This window comes from Wolbachia endosymbiont of Dipetalonema caudispina, assembly GCF_013365495.1.
GTDB lineage: Bacteria > Pseudomonadota > Alphaproteobacteria > Rickettsiales > Anaplasmataceae > Wolbachia.
Genome location: NZ_CP046580.1, coordinates 96817 through 114301 on the forward strand (window position 1 = coordinate 96817; position 17485 = coordinate 114301).

13 protein-coding genes and 1 tRNA gene are annotated in these 17485 nt (G+C 29.2%); 10 read left to right on the forward strand and 4 right to left on the reverse strand.

Annotated features, from left to right (window positions below):
* The first annotated feature begins 77 nt into the window (after positions 1-77).
* Positions 78-2783, forward strand: coding sequence for a DNA gyrase subunit A (gyrA, locus tag GOY14_RS00365; protein WP_175809242.1), 2706 nt, complete (start codon positions 78-80; stop codon positions 2781-2783).
* A gap of 101 nt (positions 2784-2884) precedes the next feature.
* A complete protein-coding gene (gene petA, locus GOY14_RS00370; RefSeq protein ID WP_175809244.1) occupies positions 2885-3487 on the forward strand; it encodes a ubiquinol-cytochrome c reductase iron-sulfur subunit in 603 nt (200 codons plus the stop codon).
* Positions 3488-3548: 61 nt separating this feature from the next.
* On the opposite strand, the gene GOY14_RS00375 is transcribed toward petA, so the two are convergent.
* The gene (locus GOY14_RS00375; protein ID WP_175809245.1) at positions 3549-4694 is read right to left on the reverse strand and encodes a SurA N-terminal domain-containing protein; all 1146 of its coding nucleotides are present in this window, start codon (positions 4692-4694) and stop codon (positions 3549-3551) included.
* 221 nt (positions 4695-4915) lie between these two features.
* Here GOY14_RS00375 and mnmE point away from each other — a divergent pair, with 221 nt between their 5' ends.
* Positions 4916-6283 carry a tRNA uridine-5-carboxymethylaminomethyl(34) synthesis GTPase MnmE gene (mnmE, locus tag GOY14_RS00380; protein WP_175809247.1) on the forward strand — a complete coding sequence of 456 codons (1368 nt, stop codon included), beginning with the start codon at positions 4916-4918 and terminating at the stop codon, positions 6281-6283.
* Positions 6284-6329: 46 nt separating this feature from the next.
* Positions 6330-6419: transfer RNA gene (locus tag GOY14_RS00385), tRNA-Ser, on the forward strand.
* A gap of 45 nt (positions 6420-6464) precedes the next feature.
* Here GOY14_RS00385 and tmk read toward each other — a convergent pair.
* The gene (gene tmk / locus GOY14_RS00390) at positions 6465-7067 is read right to left on the reverse strand and encodes a dTMP kinase (protein ID WP_175809249.1); all 603 of its coding nucleotides are present in this window, start codon (positions 7065-7067) and stop codon (positions 6465-6467) included.
* Between the two features lie 113 nt (positions 7068-7180).
* On the opposite strand from tmk, the gene GOY14_RS00395 reads away from it, so the two are divergent.
* The 3 genes from GOY14_RS00395 (at position 7181) to GOY14_RS00405 (ending at position 11345) form a co-directional block, all read left to right on the forward strand.
* Entirely contained in the window at positions 7181-7747 is a 567-nt protein-coding gene (locus GOY14_RS00395) for a thioredoxin family protein (protein WP_175809250.1), read from the forward strand.
* 12 nt (positions 7748-7759) lie between these two features.
* Positions 7760-9478, forward strand: a complete 1719-nt coding sequence (locus tag GOY14_RS00400) for a monovalent cation:proton antiporter-2 (CPA2) family protein (protein ID WP_175809252.1) — start codon at positions 7760-7762, stop codon at positions 9476-9478.
* 589 nt (positions 9479-10067) lie between these two features.
* Complete coding sequence (locus GOY14_RS00405) at positions 10068-11345, forward strand: APC family permease (RefSeq protein WP_175809254.1); 1278 nt, start codon at positions 10068-10070, stop codon at positions 11343-11345.
* 176 nt (positions 11346-11521) lie between these two features.
* Here GOY14_RS00405 and GOY14_RS00410 read toward each other — a convergent pair whose 3' ends face one another.
* Positions 11522-11803 carry a hypothetical protein gene (locus GOY14_RS00410; protein WP_175809256.1) on the reverse strand — a complete coding sequence of 94 codons (282 nt, stop codon included), beginning with the start codon at positions 11801-11803 and terminating at the stop codon, positions 11522-11524.
* A 148-nt stretch (positions 11804-11951) separates the two neighbouring features.
* On the opposite strand from GOY14_RS00410, the gene GOY14_RS00415 reads away from it, so the two are divergent.
* On the forward strand, positions 11952-12980 hold the full coding sequence (locus tag GOY14_RS00415) for an aspartate-semialdehyde dehydrogenase (RefSeq protein WP_175809258.1): 1029 nt from the start codon (positions 11952-11954) through the stop codon (positions 12978-12980).
* On the opposite strand, the gene GOY14_RS00420 is transcribed toward GOY14_RS00415, so the two are convergent.
* Positions 12981-14030, reverse strand: coding sequence for a 5-(carboxyamino)imidazole ribonucleotide synthase (locus GOY14_RS00420; RefSeq protein WP_175809260.1), 1050 nt, complete (start codon positions 14028-14030; stop codon positions 12981-12983). It lies immediately after the preceding gene.
* Between the two features lie 112 nt (positions 14031-14142).
* Between GOY14_RS00420 and apaG the strand changes: the two genes are divergently transcribed.
* Complete coding sequence (gene apaG, locus GOY14_RS00425; protein ID WP_175809261.1) at positions 14143-14547, forward strand: Co2+/Mg2+ efflux protein ApaG; 405 nt, start codon at positions 14143-14145, stop codon at positions 14545-14547.
* Positions 14548-16158: 1611 nt separating this feature from the next.
* Complete coding sequence (gene trhO, locus GOY14_RS00430) at positions 16159-16974, forward strand: oxygen-dependent tRNA uridine(34) hydroxylase TrhO (RefSeq protein WP_175809263.1); 816 nt, start codon at positions 16159-16161, stop codon at positions 16972-16974.
* Positions 16975-17485: the final 511 nt, after the last annotated feature.

The window sequence follows — 17485 nt, forward strand, 5'->3', positions numbered from 1 at the left end:
TAAATACAGTCTAGTCTTTTAGTTGACCACTTGTTTAACTAAATGGTAATATTGTATTACTTGATAAAAATATTAAAATGCAAAATAACATAGTACCAGTTTCAATAGTAAAAGAACTAGAAGATTCTTATCTTTCCTATGCAATGAGTGTAATTATAAGCCGGGCTATACCTGATGTACGAGATGGATTTAAACCGGTTCATAGGCGTATATTGTATGCAATGTCAAGAGCTGGATACGATGCAGGTAAGCCATATAAAAAGGCTGCTCGTATAGTTGGCGATGTAATGGGGAAATATCATCCACATGGTGATATGGCTATTTATGATTCTTTGGTTAGAATGGCTCAAGATTTCTCTTTACTTTTACCGCTTATTGATGGACAAGGTAATTTTGGGTCAATAGATGGAGATCCACCGGCTTCAATGAGATATACAGAAGCAAGGCTTCACAGGATGTCACACTTTTTACTGAATGATATCGATGAAGATACGGTTGATTTTAGACCAAATTATGATGGAAATGAAACAGAACCTGTTGTATTGCCTGCAGAGTTCCCAAATCTGTTAGTAAATGGTGCAAGTGGAGTTGCAGTTGGCATGGCAACTAATATCCCTTCTCATAATCTTGGTGAGGTAATTGATGCTTGTATGTTATATATAGATAATCCAAAAGTTACTCTAGATGAACTGCTTGAAGTGATACCAGGGCCAGATTTTCCAACTGGTGGAATAATTCTTGGTAGATCTGGAATAAGGTCAGCATTTGCTACAGGTAGAGGCTTGATCGTCCTGCAGGGTAAGACTCATATAGAAAATATACTGCAACAAGATAGACAAGCAATAGTTATTGATGAGATACCTTACCAAGTAAATAAAGTAAAATTAATTGAGAAAATAAGTGAACTTGTGAAAGAAAAAAAAATTAATGGCATAACAGGAATTAGGGATGAATCCGATAAGACTGGCATTAGGATAGTAATTGATCTGAGAAAAAATGCTGTAGCAGATTTTGTATTAAATCAGATATTAGGACTTACTCCTTTAAGAAGTAGCTTTAGTGTAAACACTTTAGTTCTTAATAAGAATAAACCTACTTTAATGTCGTTGAAAGAGGTGATAGCTGCTTTTATTAATTTTAGAAAAGAAGCATTAACCAGGAGAACAGAATTTCGTCTAAAAAAGATAAGGGAAAAAGCTCATATATATATAGGACTCTATATTGCAGTTTTAAACATAGATGAAGTGATAAAAATTATTCGTAGTGCAAAAGATTCTAAAGAAGCAAATAAAGAGCTTTTGAATAAAGAATGGAAAACTTCAGCTGAAATAAATTTAATTATTGAGCTCGTTTTAGACAGCATGAGCTTTTTTAAAAATGAAGTATATAAATTAACTTGGTTACAGACAGAGGCTATTCTTAATATGAAATTACAATATTTAACAGGCCTTGAAAAAAATAAACTAGAGACTGAGCTGAATTTGATGGTTAATTTAATAAAAGAATATATCGCTTTTCTTGCTTCAGAAGAAAAATTAATGAAAGAAATAAAAAATAATTTACAGGAAATAAAGAATAGATTTGCTGTATCACGAAAAACTGTAATAGAGGAATCAGATACAGATATTGAAGCTGAGGATCTTATTCCCCAAGAAGAGATGGTGGTAACCGTGACTATGAATGGCTATATTAAACGTGTTAAGCTCTCTCACTATAAAACTCAGCGTCGTGGTGGAAAGGGTAAACTAGGACAAGGATTAAAAGAAGAAGATGTAACTACAAAATTATTTGTTGGAAATACCCATACCACTCTTTTATTCTTTTCTAATATTGGTCGAGTTTATAGACTAAAAGTCTATAAATTACCTCTTGCAGAACCAACTGCACGCGGAAGGGCTCTTGTTAATATATTTCCTCTTACTGATAGTGAAACGATCACTAATATAATGCCGCTTCCAAGTGAAAGTGATGAGAGTCAAAATATAGTTTTTGCTACTGCTCATGGAAATATAAGACGTAATTCTTTGGCAGACTTTCATTATATTCCTAGTAATGGTAAAATAGCAATAAAACTTGATAAGAAAGATAAATTAATATCGGTTAAGGTATGTAATGAAATTGATCATGTTTTACTTTCAACAATGTTTGGAAAAGGTATTAGATTTATCGTAAGTGATGTACGTAAATTTAAAGGTCGTAACTCAGATGGTGTAAGAGGTATAAAACTTGCAAAGCATGATAGTGTAATATCTATGACTATACTGAATGGCATAGATGTTGCAACAGAAATAAAAGAACTTTACTTAAAAATTCCACTTGTAAGGAGATTGGAGGCTGCATTTAGTAAGTTTATTAATTCTAAATTAGAAAAGACTTTGAACGATTTAGGAATAGATAGTGAATTTTTTCTGAAGCTTGCAACCAATGAAGAGTTTATATTAACTATAACCGAAAATGGCTTTGGTAAAAGAACTTCTGCATACGAATATAGAGTAACTAATAGAGGAGGTGTTGGTATTACTAATATGCTTACTACTAACAGAAACGGTAACGTTATTGCTAGCTTTCCAGTTGAGCAGGGTGATAATATAATGCTTATTACAGATAAAGGAAAGTTAATTCGTATTTTAGTTAATGAAATTAGAATTGCAGGGCGTAGTACTCAAGGAGTCACTTTATTTAAAACAGAAAATAAAGAAAAGGTGGTATCAGTAGCAAAAATTGAGGATCATAGTTCTACTGAAGATGGCATTTCTGAAATCAGGAATTCTGTTTTTTCTTAGTAAAAGTAGTGCTAGTGTATAGCTAAAAGTAAAATTACAAGTTTTTGTTGATTAATCTATAGTTTAGATTAAAATATAAGCCTACAGCTAAGTAGAAACTAATGAATAAAAAATTAACTAAAAATAAAAAATTCTTAATAAATAAGGAAAATGAAAAAATATTCCCTGTGAAAGATTTTACTAAAGATAAGAGTAGGAGAGATTTTATAATATTAACTACGTGTACTATGGCAAGTATAGGAGTTGTAAGTGGGTTTTGGCCACTCATCAAGTCTATGAGCCCTTCCTCTGAGGCTTTAGCAATGTCCACAATTGAAGTTGATCTAACTGATATTCAAGAAGGACAAGAAAAAAAAGTAAAATGGCAAGGTAAACCAGTATTTATTCGTAAACGTACAGAGCAAGAAATTAAAGCTGCAAGGGCTGTGAACGTAAAAAGCCTTAGAGATCCTGAGTCAGACGAGCAGAGAGTATATAAGGGAAAAAATGAATGGTTAATTATGGTAGGAATATGTACCCATCTTGGATGTGTACCAGTTAATCATGCTACAAAAGATGGTAATGGTTGGTTCTGTCCTTGTCATGGCTCGTACTATGATACATCGGGCCGAGTAATTGAAGGACCTGCACCAAAAAACATGGCTATACCTAATTATTTCTTTTTAAGTGAAAATGTTGTGGTAATTGGCAAAAAGCGTAATTAATATGCAGGGCTGACTGTATTCAAAATTTCAATTCTATAATTAATTTGATACTTTAACTATATTATTGATAACTAACAGCCACGTTTTTGCGCATACTTTCTAGTAATAGATTGCTTTGTGTCATGATTTTTTGTTGGTAAATTTGCCATTTAACTGTTTCGATATCTACTGCATTATTTTTAATACCACATAGCATCATCAATTTTATAGTATCATTTTCTCTTAATTCTATTATTTCGTCTATACCGATTTTGCTAAATAAAACTTGTAAAGTAGGATTTAAGCTTCGTACTTTTATTTCAAATTCCTTTAAATCTGGTAACTTAAGATTATTTGCTACCTTATTAAAATTTAGACAATTTAGCTGTTGTTTCTTAAAATTCTCCAACAAACTTTCTGAGTCTTTAATTACAATCTGTTTTATTTTTAAAGTACTTTCTAAGAGTGTATAATTAAGTTGCACTTTATCTATTATTTTTATAATAGAATAATAGCCTTCTCTGAGACTAACTGGGCCTACTATATCACCAATTTTAAATTCTCTTAGAAGATTCTTAATGTCATCTTTTAAATGATTTAAATTAACTGTCATCTCACGTATTTTTATTGGCAATCTTGGGATAAAACTATCATTACTATTGCGTAATTTTTTCACTAAGTCTTTAGCTGTATTATAAACATTTTCATTTCTATGGCTAAGAACTATAAATTCTTGAAATGTAATAAGATAATCAGGTTTTTTTATTTGCTCCTGCATATCACTTACTTCTTTATTACTGATATTGATAAATGGTATTATTTTTGTTTCGATAATTTTATTCCATAATAATTGACATTTTATCTGTCTTTTTAAAAGAATAAGGTCTATGTTATATTTTTTTATATATTGATTGATTTTATCATTTTGAATTTTAAAGTTTCGGGTGAAAAATGATATAGTAGCATTGTTTAGCTCTTCACTACTCAATTTTATATTTAACCTCTGTGCCTCATTAAGAATAATAATTTCATCTATTAACTGCTTGAGAGTTTGAAATTTTAGTTCTTTTTTATCTTGCTCACCAAACAATGAGCTTATCAAGTGCATACGTTTTTCAATATCTAAATTTGAGATTGGTTCACCATTTACATCTGCAATAATTGCAATCTCAGCTGCAAATAGCTTGATTGACAGCGTCATTATTAATAAGATTAATGTTTTATGCATAAGTAAGATTACTTAATTAATAACTAATTTTATAATGAATATAAAGTTGATACTAGTTAATAAATAATTTTAAAATTTCTTCTATAATATATTTATGACATTGTAGCTTGTTATATACAACGTTGTTTTGATAAATTGGTAAATAAGGAAATTGAGGGTATTCTGAAATTTAGTATTTCAATTTTTTATGTTTAATTTTCTAAAATAAACTAGCTCATATTATGATAAATAGAAATGAAACTATTTTTGCTTTATCAACTGTATTTGGTAAATCAGGTATTGCAGTAATTAGAATTTCAGGTAGTCACGCGCTTAAAACTTTAAGTCATTTTCATGTTAAAAAAGATATTAAGCCAAGAATTGCTACTTTGGTTAATCTATATGATAACTTAGGTCAATTAATTGATAATGGAATAATCGTGTATTTTCCTGCTCCAAATAGTTTTACCGGTGAGAATATTATAGAGCTGCAAGTACACGGAAGTAAGGCAGTCATAAAAATTATTTTGGAAGAATTGTCAAAAATTTTTGTTATGGCCAGACCTGGAGAATTTTCGTTGAGAGCTTTTCTAAATTCTAAGTTTGATTTAACACAAGCAGAAGGGATTGTAGATTTAATTAATGCTGAGACAAAAATACAAGCTAGACAAGCAGCTAAGCAAATGTCGGGAGAACTGGAAAAGCTGTTTGATGGTTGGAAGCAAAGATTAATAATGATTCAATCTAAAATTGAAGCATATATAGATTTTCCAGAAGATATTTTGATAGAAAAAGGTGAATTAGAAAAAATTAATAATGAAGTACAAAACCTTGTACGGTCAATACAAAGGCATCTGAATGATAATAGGTGTGGTGAAAGATTACGTGAAGGCTTACATATTGTAATAGTTGGTAAACCAAATGTTGGTAAATCAACGTTATTTAATTTTCTTGTAAAACGTGATATTGCCATTGTTTCTGAATATGCAGGTACGACAAGAGATGTGCTTGAAGCTCATATTGATATTGGTGGATATCCAATTATTCTTTCTGATACTGCTGGAATTTGTGAAAGTTCAGATCCAATAGAATTAGAAGGTATAAATCGGGCAAGAAAGAAATTTTATGAGGCTGATATTAAAATAGAGCTATTTTCCTATAGTAGTTTTACTACTATTCAAACTGGAATCAAAAATATCTCAATGTCAACTGCCTTTATAGAATCAAGCCAAGACAATACTATTTATGTGCTAAGCAAAGCTGATGATATTATTAATGATTATGATATCAAGATTGATGGTATTGATTTTTTACCTATTTCTATTTTAAAAGGAATAGGTACGGAAAGATTGATTTCTGTGATTAAAGAGAAAGTAGAGAAAAAATTTGGTTATGATAACAAAGATATACCTGTGATTACTCGACAAAGACATAGGAATTGTATGCAAAAGGCCATAGAATATTTACGACATTTTAATATAGATAATCCAGTTGAGCTAATGTCTGAAGATTTAAGACTTGCTGCATCTGAACTTAGCACGATAACAGGAGATATTAATATTGAAGAAATATTAACTAATATATTTAATAATTTTTGCGTAGGTAAGTGAAATTTTATAAATTGCGTGATATTGAATGTTGTGGTAAAAAAAAAATGGACGGATGGCCGAGTGGCTTAAGGCACCAGTCTTGAAAACTGATGTATGTTAAATAAGCATACCATGGGTTCGAATCCCATTCCGTCCGGTTTGTTGTTTTACTTCATCAAGTAGGATTTGTTTTAAAAGAAATTTATTTCTCTAAAAGAATAATCTTACTCCAAATTTCACTATATATTTGATTATTATCTTTAGTTTCAATCTGAGCAATAATGTGACATCTATTAGAATTTTTAAGTGCTATTTCCTGAAACCCTTTTCTGACCTTGTCGTAAAAACATATGTTCATCCTTTCGTATTTATTTTTATCTTTTTTTCTACTTAATCCAACTTTGACATCAATATCTAAAATAAAAGTGATATCCGGACATTTTATTTTTACTAACTCATGAAGATTTTTTATAAGTTTTAAATCAATGCCTAATCCATATCCTTGATAAGCAATCGTTGAATCAATAAATCGGTCACAAATCACTATTTTTTCTTCTTTTAAAGCTGGTAATATTAATTCTTTCATATGTTCATGCCTCATTGAAATAAATAATAGAAGTTCAGAGATGGGGTCAATGTTATCTTTTAGAATAATCTCTCTTACCTTTTTTGCAAGGCTAGTTCCACCTGGCTCTTGAGTTAGTATTACATAATTTTCACCATGAATTTGCTTGAGATGATTTGCAAGTAACTCAGACTGTGTTGTTTTGCCAGATCCGTCTATTCCTTCAAAAGTTATAAACATAAATTCTACAATTGAAATACTAAAAAGTATATAACTAGTATATATGCAATCATTTGACATTTAAGTCGAAAGATTATAATATTATACACAATACATAACTCTTAAGTTAGATTATGGTTACATTGAATACTCCTAAGATGGATTTAGGCTTCATTGCGAAAGGTTTTAACCTTTTAGGAGTAGATAATAAATACTATACATTAAATGACTGTTATGGCAAAAATGGTCTTGTTGTAATGTTTATATGCAACCATTGTCCTTATGTTCAGTCAATTATTACTAATTTAGTAAGTGATATTAATTTATTAAAAAAAAGTTATCAGGTTAATGCAGTTGCAATTATGCCAAATGATGTAAATAAATGTCTGGAAGACTCCTTTAAAAATATGATAAATTTTGCTCAGATAAATAAATTTACATTTCCATATCTTATTGACAGCACACAAAAAATAGCTAAGAAATATGGTGCAGTTTGTACTCCTGACTTTTTTGGCTTTAATGCTAATTTAAACCTTTGCTACCGTGGACGTTTTAATGACGCAAAAAAAGAAAAAGTTCAAAATTATAAAGTAGGAAGCAGTGATTTGTTTCAAGCTATGAAATTTATTGCAGAAACTGGTAGTTCTCCAATTAACCAAAAGCCAAGTATTGGTTGCTCAATTAAATGGTTTGATTCATAGGTTCGATGTCTTATGCACGGTAACTCTCAGTATCTGTTCGATATTATAATTTTACTTTCTGCTGCTGTATTTATAGTCATAGCGTTCTGGAAAATGAATATTAGCCCAGTGCTAGGTTATTTTGTTGCAGGCGCACTGATTGGTTCTCACGGATTTAATTTAATACACTCAGCTAAAGCAATGGATAATTTTGCAGAGTTTGGTGTAGTTTTTTTATTATTTATTATAGGTCTTGAATTGACATTTGAACGCCTTATTGCTATGCGTATTCATGTATTTGGATTTGGTTCTCTTCAAGTTGTAGTTACCATGATAACTATATGGTGTATTGCTATTGCTTTTGGGGTGAATACAAATATGGCATCAGTTATTGGTGGTGGACTTGCATTGTCTTCAACAGCAATAGTATTGCAGGTTCTACAAGAAAAAGGTTCCCAAGCCAGTCAAGTTGGTAGATTGTCAATAGCAGTATTACTAATGCAGGATTTTGCAGTAGTACCGCTAATAGTACTGCTACCTTTGCTTACCAGCAGTTCTGGAAATACTCTGATAAGCTCACTGATAGGTTCATTAATACAAGCATCTATTGCGTTAATACTGATATTTATAACTGGAAGACTGTTGCTTAGACCCTTATTTTCGGTTATTGCTAAAATGGAAAGCAATGAGGTTTTCATATCAACAATACTCTTAATAATATTAGGAGCGGCATTTATCACTGAGCAGTTTCATTTATCAATGGCATTGGGTGCATTTGTTGCTGGGTTATTAGTTGCAGAAACAGAGCATAGACATTCAGTAGAACATGCAGTGTTACCATTTAAAGACCTGTTTCTTGGTTTGTTTTTTATGACTGTAGGTATGTCTATTGATATCGATCTTTTACTCAATAAATTACCACTAATTACTTTATTGTCAGTTATTTTGATTGTTTCAAAAACATTTATAATATATGTATTGTGTAGATTTTTTGGATTTAGAAGTACACCTTCTATACAAGCTGGATTACTACTTGCACAAGGAGGCGAGTTTGCATTTATTCTATTTCGTTTGGCGAATGAGCTAGGCGTATTGCCAAGTGAAATTGCTCAGGTGCTTATGATGGTAACTACAGTAACTATGGCTTTTACTCCTCTCTTATCTGGACTTGGGGAGTGGATAGCAAATTCATTTAGCACTGAAAAATTAATATTGGATGATGAAATAGTTGAGATAGACACACAAGACCTTTATAATCATGTAATAGTTGCTGGATTTGGTAGGGTAGGATATATGGTAACAAAAATGCTTACTGCAGAGCATTTAAGTTATGTTGTTGTAGATATTCAATCAAAAATAGTTAAAGAAGGGAAAAGTGACAGTTTTCCTATATATCTTGGAGATGCTACAAGATATGAAATTTTAAAATCAGTGGGAATAGAAAGAGCCCAAGCTCTTGTGATCTCAATAAAAAATGAGGTAACTATAAGGAAAATAGTTTCCTTAGTTGCGTTAAACTTTCCGCATGTAAGTATCATAATACGTTTGCCAGATCTAAGTAATGTAGAGGCTTATAAAAATTTAGGAGCTAGTAAAATTATTCCTGAAACATCTGAAATGGGGCTCCAATTGGGTGGAGCAGCATTAAGTCTAAGTGGAATTAGTGAGAGTGGAGTTGCGTCTTTAAAAAATAAGTTTAGAAAAGGTAATTATAGCATGATAAAAGATATTAGTAGTGATATAGATGAGTAAAAAAATTTTAACTGTTTTTTTATTATTTAAGTTTGTATAGATTAAACCCTTGGCTATTAGTATAAAGTACTTTAATAGTAAAAATAATTATATTAAAAGTATAAAAACTACTTGATGAATTTGCTAGTTTCTTTGGTAATATAATTAGAATATTTAGTCGATTTCAATTTGAGCAGTAAAAATAATAAAAGTATATCTAGCTTGATGGTTGTTTATATCTTCATTAAAATTCCAGACTTTTATTTTACCTTAGGCTGAACAGTTTACTTTTCTAATATGGATTTAAAGATTTAGAGGATTTTATTCACTGATAAAGTTAAAGGTTGTTATAGAGGGAGAAAAAATTATTGCCAATTTTTAGTTGCATTATAGCAACAACTTTTGTTGCTGGCATATAGAATGACTATTAAAATATTATAATGTTAAGTATGTTTTTTCTGATTGAGACATATTTCTTTATTTATCTACTATGCTCTTGTAAATGAGATGTCTTCTCAAAACATTTACTTTAAAATATAATCTTTATTTTCTTTATTAAGGTTCTTGTAGTTAAGTTATACGCAACTCTATATTAAATTAATAAATAAGTATGCCAAATAGAATGGATTTTTTAACTGTTTTTGCTTTAGTTATCAGCAGTCAGATTGGTTCTGGAATTTTTATCCTCCCAATCAGTATTGCACCATACGGTATTTATAGCCTTATGAGTTTAGCAATGTCAGGAGTTGGTGCTATATCTCTTGCTTTAGTTTTTGCTACACTATGTACAAAATTTCCAAAAACTGGAGGTCCTCACGTTTATGTAAAGCATGTTTTTGGTTCTACGGTAGCACTTTTTATTGGTTGGACTTATTGGGTGATCTCTTGGGTTAGCACAACAGCTTTAATAGTTATGGGTGTCGGATATCTTACACCATTTTTTTATGAAGATATTCAAAGTGTGTATCTGCTTTTAGAGTTGTTATTACTCATAATCATTACGTTAATAAATTTAAGGGGGGTAGCTACTGTTGGACATGTTGAACTTTTTCTTACACTTATAAAAATTTTTGTGTTGTTTGTAATTCCTATAGCAGCATTATTTTTTTTTGATAAAAATAATTTTATTGTGAGTAAAGAAATCTCAAATCTTACAATATCACAAATTCTTGCACGCTCCACGCTTTTGACTTTATGGTGTTTTATTGGAGTTGAATTGGCAACAGTACCAGCAGGGTCAGTAGATAATCCAATTAAAACTATACCAAAAGCTATAGTATTCGGTACGATTTGTGTTGTTGGTATATATTTTATTAACAATTTTGCAATTATGGGATTAATCAATGGCAATGATTTAGTAAATTCAAGGGCACCATATGTTGATGCAGTAAAAATTATATTTCCAGGTAATTGGCATATTATTGTTTCTATTACTGCTTTTATTTTTTGTATCGGGAGTTTAAATGTATGGGTTTTATCTAGTGGACAAATTATTTTTGGTCTTGCACAAGATAAACTTGTGCCTCAGTTTTTTGCCAAAAAGAATAGATATGGTTCTCCTTTTTGGGGAATAATAATTAGTTCAATTGGAACTGCAATTTTACTAATTCTTATTTCAAGCAATAATTTTTCCAAGCAAATTACATCAGTGATTAATTTTTCTACAGTTTCTTTTTTACTTGTTTATCTTTCATGTAGTCTTGCCTTTTTAAAGGTTGTCATAAAGGAGAGAAAAAATTATTGCCAATTTTTAATTGGCATTGTGGCAACAATTTTTTGTTTCTGGGTAATATATGAGACTTCTATAAGTACCTTGCTAATTTCAAGCTTATTTACTGTAAGTGGCATACCTCTTTACTTATTTTGGTATCGCAAAGCTTCTACATGATTTAATAACTGGAACTCCAAGTGATTAATACTTACAGTACAGCTGAGAGATTTTTATTTCCTTTATCTACTGCTCAATATTGTTCTTTTTTCTTAAGTTTGTTACCTACTTTTTCTTATATTGTTTATTATTTACTTAGATCTCATTTTGCTTTGCTAGAGTACTCATTTTTAATCTTAGTCTTTTAATCTTTCTCTTTCAGATGTGAAAATTTTTGCTAAAAGTTCCCCTATAATAGGGATTGATTTTAAAAAGCTTTTTTTTGTTTTTGAAGGCTTTTGTTCTGTTTTTGCAAACTGTGTTTTAATGATTTTTACAGCGTATTTTCTATCATCAAAATTTATTTTGTATTTTTTTTGTGAAAGAATATTTTGAACTTTTAATTCATTAGTTTTTTTATTTTCTCGAGGCATAGATAATGTAGTTTTTATCTTGGTTTCATTATATTCTTTACTCATCTCTCGCCTTATTGAGTAGTATTATTAGTATTGTGTAATGATAACTGAATTACAATTAATTTCAAGGTAAGAATATTAAAATAATTGTAAATTTCATCAGGAAAAATATAATAATATATACAATATTCAAAGTGATAAATTTGTTTATATGGGACATAAGATTGCTGTTATTGGAGCAACTGGAAGAGTAGGGCGTGAAGTGTTAAGTATACTAGCCGAGTTTCGAGACGAAAAAAAAATTTCGATAGATTTTGTTATTGCATTTGCATCTCAAAGATCAGAGGGGAAAAAAATAAGTTTTTGTAATGAAGAATTAACTATTTCGTGCCTTAAAGGCTATGACTTTGTTGGGGTTAATATAGCCATTTTTTGTGCTGGACATCACGTTTCTAAAAAATATGTGCCAATTGCAACAAAAGCAGGATGTATTGTAATAGATAACGGCTCTTATTTTAGAATGAAAGAAGGTGTGCCACTGATTATTCCAGAGATTAATAAAGAAAAAATCACAGAATATAAAAATCATAATATAATATCCAATCCAAATTGTGCTGTAATACAAATGCTACTAGTACTGCATCTATTGCACCAAAAAGCACAAATCAAAAGGATTATTGCTTCAACTTATCAATCAACTTCTGGTGCAGGAAAGGCAGCAATGGATGAATTATATGAGCAAACAAAAAAAATTTTCATGAATGAGGCTAAAAAACCTGAAGTATTTTCTAAGCAAATAGCATTTAATTGTATTCCTCATATAGGAGAATTTATGATAGATGGTTCTACAAAAGAGGAATGGAAGATGCAGGAAGAAACAAAAAAAATTTTAGGAACAGATATAAAAGTAACTGCAACTTGTGTCAGGGTACCGGTTTTTATTGGCCATGCTATAGCGGCAAATGTTGAGTTTGATCAACATATAACTGAGAAGCAAGCTCGTGAAATACTAAGTAAGGCTGAAAATAATGGAATTTTAGTGTATGATAAGCATGAAGATGGAAAATATGCAACTCAAATTGATGTTGTGCAAGAAGACGCAGTGTACATATCGCGCATTAGGCAGGATAAAACCATTAAACATGGATTAAATATGTGGATAGTAGCTGATAACCTACGTAAAGGTGCAGCATTAAATGTAGTGCAGATTCTAGAAATCTTAACTAGGGAGTATTTGTAATTAACAACTTAAATCTATATTAACATGTCCCATTTTACGTTTGTCTCTTACTTCTTTTTTTCCATATATGGTTAAACTAGCTTTTTTATCTTTCAAATATTTATTAAAATAGTATATGTTATTACCTATTATATTTTTTGTCATGCAAGGAAAACGTAATGCTATTTCTTGCATAGGAAACCCACATATTATTCTGACTAGCTGCTCAAACTGACTGACGTTACATGCATCTAAGCTCCAGTGACAAGAATTGTGAGGTCTTGGAGCAAGTTCATTAACTAGCAACTCATTATTTTTAGTAATGAAAAATTCAATAGCTAAAATTCCTATTATGTTCAATGTATCTACTATTTTTCTTGCTACTTGTTGTATTTCCCAAATTACTTTGCTATCTATTTTAGCTGGCACAATTGAGGTATCAAGTATCCCATCGACATGATGATTTTCTGCTATAGGGAAAAAAGCCACTTTACCGCTTTTATCTCTTGCAACAACTATTGAAACTTCTTTTATTAAATCAATATTCTCTTCTAAAATATATTGTTGTGTATTCCAATTAAGAAAGGCAAATTGCTTTACTTCGGAATCTTTTTTAATTATATACTGTCCTTTTCCATCATATCCCATTTCTGTTGTTTTTAGTCTTATTGGGTAGTCAAAAGTTTTGCTGCTTTTTAATAATTCATCATAATTTTGTATATGTTTATAACTAGCAATCTTTATGTTTAAATTCTTAATAAAATCTTTTTCTCTAAGTCTATTTTGTGAAATATATAATGCTTCTTTACTAGGATAAAAGTTTACATGTTGTAATATGATGTCAACTGCATCACATGGAACATTTTCAGATTCAACAGTTACTAAATCTACATTTTGTGCAAAAGATTCAAGCGCTCTTTTATCAGATAAATCTGCTATTGTTAAATTATCAGTAATAGAACAGGCTGGATCATCTTTATTGTTAGTAAAAATATGTACTTTTTGCCCGAGTTTTGTTGCAGCGATAGCAATCATTTTGCCTAATTGTCCACCACCTATTATTCCTATCATTATTATATAATTAACTATTTATTTATATAATTTCTGCAATTAGAGTATAATAATATACTTGAAAAGTCTATGGGAATAGGTATAATTTTAATGTTATTTTTTTATTATAATAATGACTTTAGAATACACACTTACTACTAATTCTGTTGAAGTGACAGTTTTGCCAGTTTATATTGAAGAACAATCTATTCCTTATGAAAATTGTTATGTATGGGTATATAATGTTAAAATAAAGAATAAGGGTTCATCAAGTATTCAATTGTTAAGTCGTCATTGGCAAATAATAGACTATAAGGGAAAGGTAAATGAAATTGCGGGTGTTGGAGTTATTGGAGAACAACCTGTTATTAAACCTGGAGAAATATTTAAATATACAAGTGGAACATATTTAAATGCACCGTCTGGAATAATGCAAGGTAAATATGAATTCTTAAATGAAGAAAGCACAAAAACTTTTGAGGTTATGATACCACCTTTCTCTTTAGACAGTCCATATACAAATATTAGGTCGCATTAAATTTGTTCTAATTTTGCAAAAGTGGTAGTATTTTATTGTTAAGTTAAACAAATTTGTATAGGATATTAAACTAGTGGTAGCTATTTTTTTCTATAAGAGAAAGATGTATCTTCTTTAGGTTTTTCTCATAGTTTATAAGCTAGAATATTTTAGTTAATAAGGAGTTTTGAAATTGATATTATATTTTGCTTATGAGTATTGTTATGAGCTATTTTAAAGATCATGAATAAATGTAGGAAAAAAAATTTGATATTATGGGACTTTTGATAAAAAATAAATGTTTAGCAAATAAAAATAGCACAATTTATGTATATATGGTTTATTTAATCTGACATTTTTTTTAAGTTTTGATTAATTAATTTAAAAAAATAGTTAAGTAATGAAAGCACTAAGTTTCTATTAAACTAATTTCTTTGATATATTGGGTAGAAGAGGGTATTTCATTTAAAATGATTGTTTATTATTATAATTAATTAGTAATTTAAAGTTATATAACCTAAAGGATAAAAAGCATGAGTAAATAGTATTATCTTTTATACATATGTACTGATGGTTATACAAGTATTAATAAAGAAGATTAGTATAGTAATAAATGATAAAGTAAAGCCATTATTATATATTACAGGGGAAAACGTTTACTACACTTTCTTTAATGATATAAATGAAACTACGGTAAACCCTTATACTTTTCGCTATTTTGGTAGTTTGTATTGACATTGGTTGAAAATAGGATATTCATTCTTTTTATAGTATTTTTTTAATTATTACTAATTATAGAAAGGATTAATTCTGTATTGTGGAGTAGTTACTGGATATTTGTTATGTCGTAAAAGCTGTGGTATAAAATATTTTTATGATGAAAGTATTAATTGAAGAGAATGTGTACTAAGTTTATAATTGACTTTTATCAAACAATACTCAGGATGACTTAGTTATAATATAGCCATGAAATAATATTGTATGAAAAATAGTTTTTTATATACAAAACTTTTAAATATTAATGTAACAGATATTGATTACCATAGTATTTTTAAAACTTTGGATGAACTAATATGTAAGTTAGGAATATGAATTGTGAATTTTATACAATATTATTGTACATATTAAAGACTTGATTTAGGTAGAACAATAATTATCTTTTTATTTTTAAATGTGGGTTTTCTGCTTTATATTTTAGACATGTAATTTTCAGTGCATTGACATAAATAAACTGTACTCAGTTCTAAAACTGATGTAAGAAAAAAATAGGTAATCTTAAGTTTTATCAGGAAAAAACGTGATTAATTAAATGGCGTTATTCAAGATGAAGATATATTTAGTTATCATTCAATGATATTTAATGTATATATAGAAAAAAATGTGCCGATGAATCTGTCAAAGTTTGTTGCTTCTATAAGTAAAATTGGTATCAGTAATATATAAAGTAAAAATAATATTTTGATGTAAGAAATAAGAGATATTTTTAAATGCTCTAAGAAATTTTTTTAGTCAATACTGCTTTTAGTATGAAAATGTTGCGCATAGACAAGATAAAGATATCTGGAGCAGATTGATCTATTGAATAGTTTCACAATTTCATATATTATACTTTAAGTTGATAGATTAATAGTTATGAGTTTTATCATTACAACTTTTTACCACTTTGTAGAACTCTCTAATTATTATGACATGAAAGATACGATAAGAGCTATATGTGATGATGTTAAGTTGAAGGGTACTATTATCCTTGCAGAAGAAGGTATTAATGCGACTCTATCTGGTGGAAAAAATGCAATTGATAAAATATTTGATTTTTTACGTTCTGATTACAGACTGAAAAATCTTATGTGGAAAGAAAGTATAGCAGAATTTCAGCCGTTTAGTAAAATGAAAGTAAAGTTAAAAAAAGAAATTGTAAATTTAGGTATAAGAAATCTTGATATTTCTTTTAGAGGTAAGTATATCGATCCAGAGCATTGGGATAATTTTACTTCTCAATCTGATGTTTTAGTAATAGATTCACGAAATGAATATGAAATAAGATTAGGTAGGTTTAAAGGTGCAATTAATCCAAATATTCGACATTTTCGTGAATTCCCTCAGTGGGTAAAATCTTTTTTCTCTAAAAGTAAAAATCTGAAAATAGCTATGTACTGTACGGGTGGAGTGAGGTGTGAAAAATCTTCAGCGTATATGAAGAGTATTGGATTTAACAATGTGTACCATCTTAAAGGTGGTATTCTTTCTTATCTTGAAAAAACTCATAATAAAAATAATAATTGGGAAGGTGAATGTTTTGTTTTTGATAATAGAGTTGCTATTAATAGTTCGCTTGTTCCAAGTGATAAAATAAAATGTATATTTTGTTTCAATCAAGTTTCAACAAATAAGTTAAAATCATCCTCACGTGGCCAAGTAATTTGCTATAATTGTAAATTTAAAATTTAAAAAATTTCGCAAGTATTTGTATTCTATTACCTTTGTCTCCTTGATAACGTTCTCAGGTGAGTTAAGTATACTTAAAAAGTAGAATTTTTTATTTTTTTAGTACCTTCTTTAAGTCTACTCGCAGAGTTTAGATGTTGAATTTTCTTTCTGCATCACAACTGAGAAAAATATAAGGACAAGGAGTTTTACTCTGTGACCGTGACAGTGAAGATGTATTTTTCTTTTGTTAAACTTTTTTTTTTCAAGTTAACTAATTAGTTCCTTCTTTTAGAAAGAAAAACAAGCTTTTTTATTAGTTTTACATGCTAGTTTTAACTTATTTTCTTTAAGGAGAAAAATTTATTATATTATTAAATAGATAAGTAGTACAATACAGTTTCTCTTTATTTTTTGAATCTTTAGTAAATTCTTTACTCAATGTCCTTAAAGAAAATAAACTAAACCTACAATAGTATTTCTGGCTATCTTTAGATTAGTTTTATACTAAAGTAAAGTGTTTAGAATTAAAGTT